8 protein-coding genes are annotated in these 14,954 nt (G+C 62.2%); all 8 read right to left on the reverse strand.

Features of this window, described 5'->3' with window-relative positions; translation table 11 throughout:
• Positions 1–7: 7 nt before the first annotated feature.
• A complete protein-coding gene (gspD, locus tag CQ007_RS03175; RefSeq protein ID WP_218278820.1) occupies positions 8–2,062 on the reverse strand; it encodes a type II secretion system secretin GspD in 2,055 nt (684 codons plus the stop codon).
• Between the two features lie 7 nt (positions 2,063–2,069).
• Positions 2,070–2,933, reverse strand: a complete 864-nt coding sequence (gspC, locus tag CQ007_RS03180) for a type II secretion system protein GspC (RefSeq protein ID WP_105643476.1) — start codon at positions 2,931–2,933, stop codon at positions 2,070–2,072.
• Positions 2,934–3,315: 382 nt separating this feature from the next.
• Positions 3,316–5,433 carry a PhoX family phosphatase gene (locus CQ007_RS03185; protein WP_105643477.1) on the reverse strand — a complete coding sequence of 706 codons (2,118 nt, stop codon included), beginning with the start codon at positions 5,431–5,433 and terminating at the stop codon, positions 3,316–3,318.
• A 137-nt stretch (positions 5,434–5,570) separates the two neighbouring features.
• Positions 5,571–7,346: a bifunctional protein-serine/threonine kinase/phosphatase gene (locus tag CQ007_RS03190; RefSeq protein ID WP_105643478.1), complete on the reverse strand. Its 1,776-nt coding sequence runs from the start codon at positions 7,344–7,346 to the stop codon at positions 5,571–5,573.
• Positions 7,343–8,167 carry a formate/nitrite transporter family protein gene (locus CQ007_RS03195; RefSeq protein ID WP_105643479.1) on the reverse strand — a complete coding sequence of 275 codons (825 nt, stop codon included), beginning with the start codon at positions 8,165–8,167 and terminating at the stop codon, positions 7,343–7,345. The genes CQ007_RS03190 and CQ007_RS03195 overlap by 4 nt, the downstream gene beginning before the upstream one ends.
• Before the next feature lie 22 nt (positions 8,168–8,189).
• Complete coding sequence (gene nirD / locus CQ007_RS03200; protein WP_105643480.1) at positions 8,190–8,588, reverse strand: nitrite reductase small subunit NirD; 399 nt, start codon at positions 8,586–8,588, stop codon at positions 8,190–8,192.
• Complete coding sequence (gene nirB / locus CQ007_RS03205) at positions 8,588–11,146, reverse strand: nitrite reductase large subunit NirB (RefSeq protein WP_105643481.1); 2,559 nt, start codon at positions 11,144–11,146, stop codon at positions 8,588–8,590. The genes nirD and nirB overlap by 1 nt, the downstream gene beginning before the upstream one ends.
• 379 nt (positions 11,147–11,525) lie before the next feature.
• Positions 11,526–13,934, reverse strand: a complete 2,409-nt coding sequence (locus CQ007_RS03210) for a mechanosensitive ion channel family protein (RefSeq protein WP_256582189.1) — start codon at positions 13,932–13,934, stop codon at positions 11,526–11,528.
• Positions 13,935–14,954 lie beyond the last annotated feature (1,020 nt).

Here is a 14,954-nt window from a genome sequence, read left to right on the forward strand (position 1 = left end):
CTGCTGGTCATCGTGCCCCCGGTGGCGCAGGAATCGGGTTTCTTACCGCAAGATTGTCCTGGCTGGCATTCTCGAAGGGCGGCGGCAAGGTCAGCAGGTAGTTCCAGTCGGGCAGCACCGGCATGTCGCGGCGCGGCAACAGGCTGTCATTGCGCCCCTGCTCCTTCAACTGCTGATCACGAATATAGCTGTATTTGGCGTGGGTCAGGCTTTCCGCCACCGCGGTATCACGCACGATGACCGGCCGCAGGAACACCATCAGGTTACGCTTTTCAACGCTGGCGGTGTCATAACGGAACAGCCGGCCGAGGCCAGGGACATCACCGAGGAAGGGCACCTTGTCCCGGGTCTCCACCATCTGGTCGTCGATCAGGCCACCCAGCACGATCAACTGATTGTCATCGACCATGACATGGGTATTGAGGCTGCGCTTGTTGGTGATCAGATCCGCGGCGCCACTGGCGCCGGGGGCGATCTGTGATACTTCCTGGGCGATCTCCAGACGTACGGCATTGCCTTCGTTGATCTGCGGACGAATGCGCAGCTTGATACCCACGTCCTCGCGCTGGATGGTGTCGAACGCCTGGCCGGAGTTCTCCACCGAGCGACCGACGATGAACGGCACGTTCTGACCGACGACGATCTCCGCCTCTTCGTTATCCAGCGTCAGCAGGCTCGGCGTGGACAGGATGTTGCTCGAACTGTCGCCCTGCAGGGCGTTGATCAGCAGGCCGATCTGGGTGCTGCCGATGGTACCGACACCACCCAGTGTGGCACCGTCGGACAGTGACGGCGGTGTGGTGATGTCCCCTTCGAGAAAGCCGTTGATGCCGGCGGCGAGGTTGAGAATACCGCCACTGCCGCGGGCAAAGTTGATGATGCCCACACCTTTGCCTTCATTGGCAAAGCCCCACTGCACACCCAGTTCCTTGGCCCGGTCATAGGACACCTCGGCGATGACCGCCTCGACCAGCACCTGCGCCCGACGGATATCCAGTTGCCGGATGATCTGCGCCATTTCCCGGCTCAACTCCGCCGGACCATAGATCACTACCGAGTTGGTGCTCTCATGGGCCTGGATCCGCACCCGCGTTTCCCGGTTGCCGTAACCGTAGGAACTGGAGCTGCCGGTACTGCTCGAAGAACTGCTGCCCACCGCACCGTTTTCCGTATCCCGGCCCTCGGCGATGCCGCGCAGCACTTCGGCCACGTCCTCGGCCTTGGCATAACGCAGGTAGTGCACCTGGGTGTTGCCCTCATCCCCCGGCACATCCAGTTGGCGGATCATGGCGCGGTAGGCCAGGCGCTTCTGCGGATCGCCCAGCAGTACCAGCGCATTGGTACGCTCGTCGGCGATCACCCGCACGCGCTTGGCAACGTTCTCCTCCGGTCTGGCGATGTTCAACCCTTCGGTGATGCGTACCAGTTCCAGAGCCGAGGCGTGCTCCAGTGGGATCACCTCGAAATCTTCCATCGATTCCTGGTCGATACGCTGGATCAGACCTTCGATACGGCGCACGTTGGCGGCAGTATCGGCAATCACCAGCGAGTTGGATTCGGCAGCCGCCGCCAGATGCCCGCCCTTGGGTACCAGCGGGCGCAGGATACGTACCAGCTGGCTGGCATCCAGGTGGCGCACACTGATCACATGGGTGATGAACTCGTCACCCCGGCTGTGGCTCTCCAGCGAGCCCACTTCGTTTTCCTTGGCCTGCACCTCGGGGACGATACGCACCGTGCCCTCGGCACCGGTCACCGCGGCGAAACCATAGGATTTCAGCACGCCGAGAAACAGGTCATACAACTCGCCCCGCTTGATCGGCTGACCGGAAACCACATTGACCTGCCCGCGCACGCGCGGGTCGACGATGAAGTTGATCCCGGTCTCCTGGCTGACGATCTCGATCAGGCCATTGATATCGGCATCGCGCAGATTCAGCACCAGCTCTTCACCGCTGTCCTGCGCGACCGGGGTCTGGGCCATCACAGCGCTGCCCAGCAGGCTCAGGGTCAGGGCCAGCGGCAGGGCGTAACGGGTCTTGGGCAACAACATCATAGGCATCCTGGTCTCAATCCATGCTAATCGTTATGTTCATCGGTTCTCCGTTACGCTCCAGAGACACTGATACCGAACTGGCATCGGCAAGCTCCTTCAGCAGGTCGCGGTAATCGTTGATCTCGGATACCGGACTGCCGTTGACCTCGGTGATCACGTCGCCGGCAACCAGCCCGGCTGCTTCGAACTCCCGGGCATTGCGTGCCGGACTGACTTCCAGCCCATAGAGAGCGCCATCCTGCATTACCGGATTGGCACTGATGACGTCGAGAAAACGTTGGGGGTTGTCGACCCAGGCATCGCGATCGATACGCGGCGCGGCACCACTATCAAGTGCATCGCTGGCCGCCGCGGGCAAGGCCGGCGCACCGCGGCGACTGGCCGGTGCCGCAGCGTTGTCGTAACGCTTGAGACGCAACGTTTCCAGGCGGCCACCGCGATTGAGGATGACCCGGTCAGACAGCACCTCCTGCAGCGTGACATCACCCGGCAGGGAGGCACCCACGCGATACAGTTTTTCCGATTGTCCACGCGGTAGCAGAATGGCCGCGCTGCGACTCGGGTCGGGATCGGACAGTACACCCTTGAGCGACCAGCTCAGCGAGGTTTCCGGGACATGTACCGCACGACTGGCGCTCTTGCTCGCAGCGCTGCCGAACACGGAAAGACGAGCCAGTTCCTGGAAGCCGCCACGTTCACCGGCAGCGGGCTCGGACTGGATGATACTGGAAGGGGCATTGGCGGCAGCAGGCAGGATGCTCGAGGGCTCCAGCACCGCCCAGGTCAGGCGTCCCAGCAAGATAGCAGTGATAGCCACCAACACAAAGGTTGCAAACCTGACCACAGAATCCAATGTGAAACGGGCTACCAATGGCATGCATTCTCCTGGCAAAGTTCGCGGCCGGCTGGCCACATGATCAGCCGCCAGAGGCTACCGACCTTTCTTTGCAGTTTTATTGTTATGTCCCTGAAATATTCTTTCAGCCGACCGATTGTCACGAATTTGCCATACACCAGCAACCCCTCAATCTCAAATAACGGAGGCGTAGCACGCTACCGGTCGATGGAGACCGCTCTCAATAACCTGTTTGGGTGAGTCAGAAACGCAGAAGTGTCCCATCCAGAGCTGTTTCACACGCGGCATGGGCGGCGGAGGATCAAGGCTGACAGCGGACTTGCAGAAGGGAAATAACGCAGAAATCGTCAGGGTGACCGCGGCGAGATACACCGCGGCCACCCTGTCCGATCGTCGGGATGGATCAGCTACCGATCACACCGCCATCGTCTTTCCAGATCACCACAGTGGCCGAGCGCGGCGGCACCCGCACCGGATTGCGGTCCGGCCAGCTGCTGCGCACGTAGCGGCGGTCGGTACCCCACTCCGCCGGCGTGGTGGTGGCGCCAGGGTGCTGCACGTTGATGAACATGGTCTTCTGGTCAGGCGTGGTAATCACACCGGTGATTTCCTGGCCAATGGGGCCGGTCAGGAAGCGACGCAGTTCGCCGGTGGCGGGATCGGCACAGAGCATGGCGTTGTTGCCGAAGACCTCGAACACGCCGGTGTTCTGGCTGCCTTCACCGATATCGGTCTGGATCCAGACCCGGCTGTCCTTGTCGATCCACAAGCCATCCGGCGAGCTGAGCAGGTTGTCAGCGGTCAACGCGACATCCTCGGAACCATCCGCCGCCTCACCCGGGATCCTGCCCTTGAGATTGGCCTGGCCACTGATGCCATCATCACCACCGAACAGGAAGATATCCCACTCGAACGTGGTTGAGGCATGCTCACCATTGGCCTCCTGCCAGCGGATGATATGGCCATGCTGGTTATTGATACGGGGGTTGGCACCGATTTCGGTGGAGCGCCCGCTGTTGTTGGTCAGGGTGAAATAGACATCACCGTTGTTCGGGTCCACCGCACCCCACTCCGGGCGATCCATCGGCGTGCCGCCCATGATGCCAGCGGCGAGGCGGGTATTGACCAGCACGTCGGCCTGATCGGCGAAGCCATTGGCAGCATCCAGACCATTCTGGCCATAGACCAGCGGCAGCCATTCCCCGGTGCCGTTGTCGTTGAACTTGGCGACATACAGGATGCCGGTATCCAGGATCGAACCATCGGTGGAGCCTTTCACGAACGGCTGCTCGCTGACGAACTTGTAGATGAACTCGTTGGCAGAGTCATCGCCGGAGTAGCAGACCACCGGCTGACCTTCGATTGCCGGACCGAAGACCACGCCCTCGTGGCCGAAGCGGCCCAGGCTGGTGCGCTTCTTCGGTGTGCTGGTCGGATCGAAGGGGTCGATTTCCACCATCCAGCCGAAGCAGTTCGGTTCGTTGCGGTAGTCTTCGGTGGCGCTGGCGCCAGTGCTGGTGGCATCGAAGCGGGTGAACTCCTCGCCACCACCATTGGCCAGCGCCCAGCGGTAGCGGCTGTCCTGCGCACCGATACCATAGCGCGCATGCTCGCGGGGCAGCGGATTGTCCCTGTTGCCGAAATAGCCGGCCCAGTTCTCCTCGGCGGCCATGTAGGTATTCCATGGCGTCACACCCATGGCGCAGTTGTTCAGCGTGCCGCGGGTGGCATGGCCCTCTGGGCTGTATTTGGTCTTGACCAGATTGCTGCCGCGCACCGGACCATGCAGTTCCATCGGTGTCAGGCCGGTAACTCGGCGGTTGTAATCGCTCTGCACCAGCTCCCAGCGGTTGTCCCCACGCTTTTTCACGTGTACCACCGAGACGCCGTGGGCATTCAGTTCCTTGAGCGCCTGATCACGGTCGCGCGTGCCATCACCGCGCATGACCACCGCACCACTACCCAGCGCCACGCCAATGTGATCGAGGTGCATGAAGCGCGGCTCGACGTATTCGTGGTTCATCACCAGCAGACCTTCATCGGAGCTGCCCTCGAAAGGCTCTTCGCCCTCGATCGGGAAGAAGTGCATGCCGTCATGGTGCGAACCCACCTGCATGCCCTGCTCGGCGCCGGTATTCGCCAGGTCGAAGGCCGGATACTCGCCGGTGATCGGCGTGCCCCAGGGTAGAATCACCTGATAGCTGTACCCTTCCGGCACCACGATCTCATCCGACTCGCTGGTCGGCACCGCGGTGAAACCGATCAGCGGTCCGGTCTCGCCACCACCATTGCCTGGTGCATCGTCATCATCGCGGCTGCTGGAGTTGCTCAGGCACCCGGCCAGACCCAGGCTCATGAACCCGAGGGCGGTCGCGCCGGCACTGCCCTTGAGCAGGGTACGCCGAGCGAGCCGGGCTTCCAGTACGCGGGCAAAGGGTTTGTTGTCCGTGTAGCTGAGTTGCGGCTCGTCACCGTTACCATTGTCAACGATGGTGATGTTGTTGCGAATTTCATCAGACATCCGTACTTCCCTCTACAGGCTATGGTTATGATCGGTAGAGGATGGAGTCCGCAGATGAAAGGGAGGCGACTGTCCGGTGAAGGTTTGACGACGGAAAAATGACACTGGGCGATGCTGCCAGCCGGGGACGGCGGACCCTAGCCTGCTCCAGTCCCCAGGAGCACTATCACCAGCGCCACCGCCAGCAGTAACGAGATACCCTGCCAGACCGCCACCGGATTGCGCTCCAGCAGCGGCACACCCTGCCCCACCAGGTTCCTGCTGCTGGGTTGGCAAAGCGCGAAGGTGAACTCCGAAAGCGCGGCGTAACGTTTGTTCGGGTCGGGCTGCAGCGCCTTCTTCAGCACCTCATCCAGCCACACCGGGAGATCCTGGCGGCAACTGGTCACACTGCGGTACTTCAACCGCAATTGCGCTGCGCGGGTAGTGGCCTTGGCCACATCGGTGCCGTAGGGAAGCCTGCCGGTGAGCATCTGGTAGGTCATCACTCCCAGCGCGAACAGGTCCGAACGGGAGCTGCCTGGGTAACCGAGAAAATACTCCGGTGCCGAGTATTGCAACGTACCCAGCAAGGGGGCTGCGCTGTCATCGAGTTCCATTTCATCGAGCCCGGCCACGTAGACGGAGCCGAAATCGATGATCCGGACCGTGCCGACACGATCGATCATGATGTTCTGTGGCCGCAGATCCTGGTGCAGCATGTCGAGCCGATGGAATGCCCTCAACCCCTTGGCGATCTGCTCGACGATATCGCGCACGGTCTGCAGGTCCGGCCTGGGATGATCGAGCATCCACTGCTGTAGCGTCTGGCCCTCGACGAATTCGCTGACGGTATAGAGATGCCGCCGCGGGCGCCTCTGCGCGGCGGCCTTGAGCACATGCGGACTGTCAATCCGCCGGGCGACCCACTCCTCCAGCATCAGCCGCTCGAGGTAGGCACGATCCCCCCGCAGGTCGATGGATGGCACTTTCAACACCAGGGACTCGCCAGTGTCGTTGTCCGTGGCCAGATATACATGGCTGCGACTGCTGGCATGCAGCTCGCGCTCTATGGTGTAACCTTCGAACACCGTGCGACTTTCCAGTAGCGGCGCCGGCGGCAGGTCGGCGAGATGCTGGCTGAACTCGCCCGCCGTGGGTGCTGGCAGATCGTCCACGCGCACCAGCTGTACGGTCAGGTTGTCAGCGCTGCCCTGCTGCAGGGCGTGTTCAACGATCCGCTGCGCAGCACCATCCAGATCGTCAGCCTGCTCGGCAAGCAGGGAGCGGAGCGTCAGGGCGTCGATGAATTCATGCACCCCGTCAGTGGCAAGGATGAAGATGTCGTCCTGCTCGATGCCAAGCGAGAGATGATCGATCTCCAGATGCGGGCCGATGCCCAGGGCCCGGGCCAGATAGCTGATATCCGCTGACACCCGCAGCCGGTGATCGGTAGTCAGCTGTTCCAGATCCCTCCCGCGCAGACGATAGATCCGTGAGTCGCCCACATGAAACAGATAGGCCGTCGCGGACTTGATGATCAGCGCGCTGAAGGTGCAGACATAACCGCGATCACTGTCATAGCGGTATTCGCTCTGGCGCGTCTGGGAGTACAGCCAGGAGTTGGTCGCCGCCAGTACCCGCTGGGCCGACTTGCGTACCGACCAGGCGTCCGGCGTACAGTAGTAGTCCGCCAGGAAGCCAGCCACCGCGGTCTGGCTGGCGATATGACTGACGGCACTGGTGCTGATGCCGTCGGCCAGTGCGACCACGATCCCCTTTGAACCCAGTTGGGGCTCCCGCGGAATACAGGCGCCATGGAAGTCCTGATTGAGCTCCTTGCGCCCCCGCTCCGAAGCCTGGCCGAGGGCGATACCCAGACGTCCTTGCAATGATGCCCGGGCGGAATCCGCCCGGGCCTGGCGCAGCTTCATGCCGGCTGGCGCAACTGGGCCCGCTTGGGCGCGGTCTTGATGTGCGTGGTATACAGGGTCAGCCCGGTGAATGCCAATCCACCCACCAGGTTGCCCAGTGCGGTGGGGATCTCGTTCCAGATCATGTAGTCCATTACCGAGAAATCACCGCCCATGATCATGCCGAAGGGAAACAGGAACATGTTCACCACCGAATGCTCGAACCCCATGTAGAAGAACAGCATGATCGGCATCCACATGGCAATCGCCTTGCCACCAACGGTGGTGGAGATCATCGCGCCCACTACCCCCATCGAGACCATCCAGTTGCACAGCATGCCCCGCAGGAAGATGGTCGCCCAGCCGGCCGCGCCGTATTCGGCATAGCCCAGGGTGCGGCTCTCACCGATATGTGAGATCTTCTCGCCCACCTCACCCGCATCGATGGAAAAGCCATAGGTAAAGACGAAGGCCATCATGAAAGCGACGGTCAGCGCGCCGGCAAAGTTGCCGAGGAACACCCAGCCCCAATTACGCAGGATCGTTGCCGGAGTCACTCCTGGGCGCCGATCGAGCAAGGCCAGCGGCGTCAGCATGAAGACCCCGGTCAACAGATCGAAGCCCATGAGATACAACATGATGAACCCGACCGGGAACATTACCGCACCCAGCAAGGGAGAGCCGGTCTGTATGGTCACGGTGATGGCGAACACCGCCGCCAAAGCCAGGATCGCCCCGGCCATGAAGGCCCTGATCAAGGTATCCCGGGTGGACATGAACAGCTTGGACTCGCCAGCGTCCACCATTTTTGAGACAAACTCGGCCGGTACAAGATAGGACATGGATGCTTTCCTTGTTGGGGGATCAGTTGGCTGCGGCGTTGGTGCCGACTGCGAGAATCTCTACCTGGTCACCCTTGATACGGGCAGGCCAGACCTTGAGTGACTGCTCCGGCTGCTCCAGACAGTGTCCGTCCTCCAGCCGGAAGTGCTGCTTGTAGAGAGGTGAGGCAACCACCACCGCCCCGTTGAGCTGACCGACAATACCCCTGCCGATCACGTTGGCGCCGGACTGCGGATCACGATTATGGATCGCGTATACCTGCTCGCCACCTTGCGCCTGGGGCAGGTGGAAAAGCGCTATCTGAGCCCCGGCAAACCAGGCAACGACGCCGGAGTTGGCCACCAGGTCCTGGCGGCGGCACAACGGCTGCCAACTGGCGGCGGGGTTCGATGTAACGGTGACGGCATTGGCCTGGCTCATCAGAGTACCTCCTCGGTGACGGGAATCAGTGTCAGTTCAGCATCGTTCGCCGGGCGACGTTGACCGCGCTCGGTGACAAAGCGGATATCGGGATCTGCACCTGCGCTATTGACGAAGGTGCGAAAACGCTTGAGTTTTTCCGGGTCCTGGATGGCGTTGGCCCATTCGCATTCATAGCGGTCGACCACCAGTTGCATCTGGGCTTCCAGCTCTGCTGCCAGCCCCAGACTGTCGTCGATGATCACCTGACGCAGGTAGTCGAGCCCGCCGTCGAGGCTTTCCCGCCATACCGAGGTGCGCTGCAGGCGGTCGGCGGTGCGCACGTAGAACATCAGGAAGCGGTCGATGTAGCGCACCAGGGTCTGGTCATCCAGGTCGGTAGCGAACAGCTCGGCGTGACGCGGGCGCATGCCACCGTTACCGGCCACATACAGGTTCCAGCCCTTGTCGGTGGCGATCACGCCGATGTCCTTGCTCTGCGCCTCGGCACATTCACGGGTGCAGCCGGAGACGCCGAACTTGATCTTGTGCGGGGCGCGCAGTCCCTTGTAGCGGTTCTCCAGGCTCAGGGCCATGCCCACACTGTCCTGTACGCCGTAGCGGCACCAGGTGCTGCCGACGCAGGACTTCACCGTGCGCAGGGATTTGCCGTAGGCGTGGCCGGTTTCGAAACCAGCGGCGATCAGTTCACCCCAGATCGCCGGCAGTTCATGCAACTGGGCGCCGAACAGGTCGATGCGCTGGCCACCAGTGATCTTGGTGTACAGGTCGTACTTGCGCGCCACCTCACCCAGCACGATCAGCTTCTCGGGGGTGATCTCGCCGCCAGCGATGCGCGGCACCACCGAATAGGTGCCGTTCTTCTGCATGTTGGCCATGAAGGTATCGTTGGTATCCTGTAGCGGCACCAGCGACGGGGCCATGACCGGCTCGTTCCAGCAGGAGGCCAGGATCGAGCCCACCGCCGGCTTGCAGATATCGCAGCCGATGCTGCCCCGGCCATGCCGGGCCAGCAGATCCTCGAAGCGGGTGATGCCCTCGACCCGGACAATGCCATACAACTCCTGGCGGGTATGGGCAAAGTGTTCGCACAGGCTCTTGTCCACGGCGATGCCGCGGGCGCCAAGCTCATGCTCGAATACCTGCTTGAGCAATGCGCTGCACCCACCGCAGCCGGTACCGGCCCGGGTGATCGCCTTCAAGGCCCCCAGTTCGGTCACCCCGTCCGCGACCTGACAGCACACCGCCCCCTTGCTGACGTTATGGCAGGAACAGATGATCGCCGCGTCCGGCAGCGCCTCGGCACCCAGTGCCGGCGTGCCGTCGGACTGCGGCAGAATCAGGCTCGATGGGTCCTGCGGCAGCCGGATACCGTTCTGTGCGTACTGCAACAGCGTATCGTAGTAGCTGTTGTCACCGACCAGCACCGCGCCCAGCACATGCTTGCCGTCCGCCGACACCACCAGCCGCCGGTAGCTGGCGTTCAGCTCGTCGATGAAGCGGTAGCTGCGCGAGCCCGGCGTGGCACCCTGGGCATCCCCGATGGAACCGACATCCACCCCCAGCAACTTGAGCTTGGTGGACATGTCGGCACCGGTGAAGCTCTCGAACGACTGCCCGACCAACTGCGCGGCGACGCTGCGTGCCATGCGATAACCCGGCGCCACCAGGCCGAAGATGCTGCCATTCCAGCTGGCACATTCGCCGATGGCGTAGATATCCTCATCGCTGCTGCGGCAGTGATTGTCCACCACCACCCCACCCCGCTCGGCAATGTCCAGGCCGGCCTCCCGCGCCAGCACATCCTGCGGACGAATCCCGGCCGAGAACACCACCAGGTCGGTTTCCAGATGCTCGCCATCGGCGAACTGCATGCGCCAGCGGCAGCTCTCACCGGGCGTGATCGCCGTGGTCGCACGGGACAGATGCACCCCCACCCCCAGCGCCTCGATCTGCGCACGCAACGCAGCGCCGCCCTGGTCATCCAGTTGTACCGGCATCAGGCGTGGGGCGAACTCCACCACATGCGCCTGCAGTCCGAGGGACTTCAGCGCATTGGCCGCCTCCAGGCCGAGCAACCCACCGCCGACCACCACCCCGCAGCGCGCGCCCTCGGCGGCCTGGCGGATGGCATCCAGATCCTCGAGGGTGCGGTAGACCAGCCGCGCCGTGCCTTCGGCACCGGCAATCGGTGGTACGAAGGGAAAGGAGCCGGTAGCCAGAACCAACTGGTCGTAGCGGGTGCGGCCCTCGGCGGTAACCACTTCCTTGCGTTCGCGGTCGATCTGCAGCACCGGCGTGCCCAGGTGCAGATGCAATCCCGACTGTTCATACAGCGCAGCGGAGCCCAGCGCCAGCGACTCGGCATCACGACCGGAAAAATACTCGGACAGGTGCACACGGTCATAGGCCCGCTGGCGCTCCTCGCCAAACACGTGGATCTCATAGCGAGACAGAGCGCCCAGCTCAATCAGTTGCTCGACACAGTGATGACCGACCATACCATTGCCGATCACCACCAGTGTTGCGCTGCGGATCGATGTGACGTTACCGCTCATACTCTTCCCCTTGATAGTCCAGCTGACCAATAGCAGGGATAGAGCAAACGGCGTGCCAGGTATGAGATCAAATCAACCAGGCACCACCAACTACCGGGCTTGACGCTCTGCAGCGATAACGACCGCGGGCATGGTGGTGCAGTGCAGCACCACCCGATTGAACCACGACAGGGCAACCCGGCGGCCCAGGGAGCCTATTTTGGTGCGCCCGCCAGGCAATGAAGAAGGTCAAACCGGAACGGTGCCTCGCATCACATCGTCATTTTCGGTGCAGGCCGTGGATGACGGTGCGAGGGTGACAAAGTGCCATTCGGACGGTGAAAAGACGGGGGCGAAGTCAGTGTCTCCGGCCACCCGGCGCGACAAGCGCGCCGGTTATTCAGCTATCACCCGATGACGGGCTGGCCGCCTGAGATACCGGCATCAACGGCCGTTCACGCGGATCGGCAATAACGATACCCAACTGCCGGAAGCGTTCCAGCATACGCCGGTTGATCTCCCGCTGCACGCCCCAGCGGCCCTTGTCGATACAGCGCATCTGACCGGCCAGGGTGACCATGGAGCCATCCACCGCATCCACTCCCCAGATTTCCATATCCGCCAGAATATTCGCTGAGAAAGCCGGGTCCTTGCGCAGCTCTGCGCCAATGGCCCGGAGTTCGCTGATGGCCTGATTGATGTCGGTGTTATAGGCGACACTGATGCGCACAGCGGCGTTGCCGAGGCCCCGATGGGCATTGTTGACCGTGGTCACCGAGCTGAACGGTACGATATGCAGGGAACCATCGCCGGCGCGCAGGCGCACGGTACGGATCGACAGGTTCTCCACGGTGCCCGACACGCCTGCCACCGTCACCGAGTCGCCGACCTGCATGGCATTCTCCATCAGCAGGAAGATCCCGGTAATGAAATCCTGTACCAGCTTCTGCGAACCGAAGCCGACGGCGACGCCGATGATACTGGCGCCGGCGATCAGGGGTGTGGTGTTGACGCCGATCTGGTTCAGCGTGGTCAGGCCGACGATCAGGGCGATCACCAGAAGCAGACCTGCGCGGAGCATCGGCAGCAGCGTATTGAGCCGCGCGGCACGCAACATATCGCCCTGCTCGCGCCAGCGGGTAATGCGCCGTTCGATGGAGGAGTTCGCCACTTGCCAGACCACCAGCGCGATCGCCACGGCGATGACGATGGTGACGAAGGCGGAGGCCAGGCTGCTGCCAAAGGTCCCGGGCGCGAACCATTGCAGTGCATTCAGCCCCCAGGCCTCGAGCAGTGCCACTACCGTTGCTACGGTAATCACCAGCGAGACCAGCCAGCGCAGCAGCGGATAGTACTGTTCGACAAGCTGGCTACGCAGGTTGGCATGGCTGGCCGGCCTGCGTTCATCCTGGTCCTCGGTAATGCCAGCCAGGCGGCCGAGGGCACCCAGTGCCAGTACCGCAGCCAAACGACCCAGCACGATGATGGCTGCGGAAATGCCGATGAATTCGAGCAGTCTGGTAAATCCATCCTCGATGCGCAGCGCCCAGACTACCCAGACGCCCATGATCAAAACCGCCATCAGCAGCGGCCAGACACCGGCCAGCCAATGCCTCAGCGCGTGCACTGCGCCGTGACGGGTGGGCGGACCGGCAATCCACAGCGCCACTGGCTGGCGAAAACGGAATACCAGGAAGATCAGATTCAAGTGAACCAATAAGGATGTGGTCTTGACGATCACCAGTTGGGCGGCTGGATCGGTGCCAAGAATGCCGAGTGCATTACCAATCGCCACACCAAAGGTGGCGAGGATGACCAGTCGGCGTGTCCATCGGTGTATCTGCTCTGCACCGACATCACCCACCTGGACGATACGCAGGCTGGCATCGGCTGGCGACAACAGCAGACGTACCACGGCCATGACCACACGGGTGATTACATAGGCGTAGATGAATTCGCGGGTAACCAGGTGGGTGCGCGCATCCAGCCCCGGCAGCAGTTGCAGGACCAGAGCCGCAATGCCGAAGAACAGCCCCAGCGGCAACAGGTCCAGCACGAAGCTGGCCAGGGCAAAGGGCAGTCGACGCAATGCCTTCAATTCGGATTCGACCGGGGCTGCGGCAGCCGGGGGCGGGACCGGTGATGCGGTACGTGCCGCAGCTGGATCGAGCCATTCCTCAGCGTCGGGCGCTGAATCCGCGCCGGAATCATGGGCTCCGACCTGCACCTCTTCCACATACTCAACACCGTCGCGCTGGGTCTGGACCAGCGCAGTGTTGCTGTCGAGCGGCCGCAGCGCAGCCTGGGCCGCGGGGTCGATGGCTTCCGGAACCGGCGCTGGAGCAACGACAGCTGGTGCCGGCACTCGCGATTCCGCCTGGTTGGCACTGGTCATCAGACTGATCACGGATTTGCGCAGCAGACGGCGCAGCAGCCATTCCAGACACAACCCGGCACCAAAGACGATGGCCAGATCGATCAGCGTCTGCAGCAACAGCATGCGGCCCACTTCATTGAGAAAGGTGGTCTGGAACCAATAGGGTAGCTCGCCCGCCGCCTGGGCAATCCGCACCAGTTGCGCACGCAGCCCATCAGCCCAGTCGCCGACCTGATCCAAGGTGCGGGCGACCAGGCCGCCGGCCTCCAGGGGCACTATGGTGCTTAACGGCGACTCCTCTTCCACTGCGGATGTTTCATCATCAGCAGGCTCGACCGGTTGGGGGGTGTCGTCCGGTACCTCACTGGCAATGGCCTCCAGTGCCCGTACCACCTCGTCCCGCCGCTCATCGTCCTGCAGTGTATCGAGCACTTGCCGCGCCTGCGTCGGGCTCAACTCTGTCTGGTCGACAGTCTGTGCGGATACCGCAGCAACCGGCATGAACAACAGAGCCAATAACAACGTAACAAACCCTGGCAGCTTCGTTCTCAGCATAGTGTCCGTCCAATTCCCCGTGGAGATGCCCGCTCAATATAAACATTGCCGGGCCTGCGGCCCAGCTGTTCATTATTCGAGCCCATGAATGCCGTTTGGGTTCATCTTTCGATAGTGGGTGAATGACTGTCGCAGAGAGATGCGCCAGAGAAGAGCTCGGCGATGGCGTTCCTATGTCTGTGCTGCAGGCGTAAGCCGGACGAGGATAAAAAAACCCAGCCGAGGCCGCCCGAAGGGTAGCCGCAACCGTCGCACGCTGGCCCGTGAGGCGCTGCAACAGGCGTACCCTGATGGGGAACTGGGATTCTGGGAAGCCGTCGCACAGCAGGCCGCTGATGGAGACTTGCAAGCCGCCGCCATGATTGGCGACCGCCTATACCCGAAGCTGAAGCCGACCAACGAGCCGGTGGAGCTATCGGAAGCCCTAGACGGCAGCCCCGGCGAAGTGGCCCGCGCAATCATGTGAATGGCTGGTGCTGGAGAGCTGACAACAGATCAAGCCAGGGAGCTGCTATCCACGCTGGCGGACATGTGCAAGATCGTTGAGGCAACCGAGCTTGAGCAGCGTATTGAGGAGCTGGAGGCGATCCATGAGCAAGTCCCGGTGAAGATAGCAGCGATTACATGAACCGCGTACCACCGGAGTCACTGGAAGGGCTGCTAGTTGCCTTTGGAGTAATGGAGCCATGAAGCGAATCAAGCAACGGCTGATAACACTGGAGCAGGCATCGACCAGCGGGGGCCAGCGTATCACCCGCATAGAACTGGTGAACGCTATGACCGGCAAAGTAGGAGCAGTTATCCATATTGGTGGCCCGGAGAGCGACGCTGAAGTGCTACAGGTGCTGACGTATAAGCATGAGACAGACCCGCCCCGGAAGCACACCCCAGCAAAAC

The sequence above is a fragment of the Pseudomonas sp. MYb185 genome, from assembly GCF_002979975.1.
In the GTDB taxonomy this organism is placed as follows: domain Bacteria; phylum Pseudomonadota; class Gammaproteobacteria; order Pseudomonadales; family Pseudomonadaceae; genus Halopseudomonas.

Coding starts and splice junctions, on each gene's coding strand:
- gspD (WP_218278820.1), bottom strand. CDS start 2,062: ATGCCTATGATGTTGTTGCCCAAGACCCGTTACGCCCTGCCGCTGGCC.
- gspC (WP_105643476.1), bottom strand. CDS start 2,933: ATGCCATTGGTAGCCCGTTTCACATTGGATTCTGTGGTCAGGTTTGCA.
- CQ007_RS03185 (WP_105643477.1), bottom strand. CDS start 5,433: ATGTCTGATGAAATTCGCAACAACATCACCATCGTTGACAATGGTAAC.
- CQ007_RS03190 (WP_105643478.1), bottom strand. CDS start 7,346: ATGAAGCTGCGCCAGGCCCGGGCGGATTCCGCCCGGGCATCATTGCAA.
- CQ007_RS03195 (WP_105643479.1), bottom strand. CDS start 8,167: ATGTCCTATCTTGTACCGGCCGAGTTTGTCTCAAAAATGGTGGACGCT.
- nirD (WP_105643480.1), bottom strand. CDS start 8,588: ATGAGCCAGGCCAATGCCGTCACCGTTACATCGAACCCCGCCGCCAGT.
- nirB (WP_105643481.1), bottom strand. CDS start 11,146: ATGAGCGGTAACGTCACATCGATCCGCAGCGCAACACTGGTGGTGATC.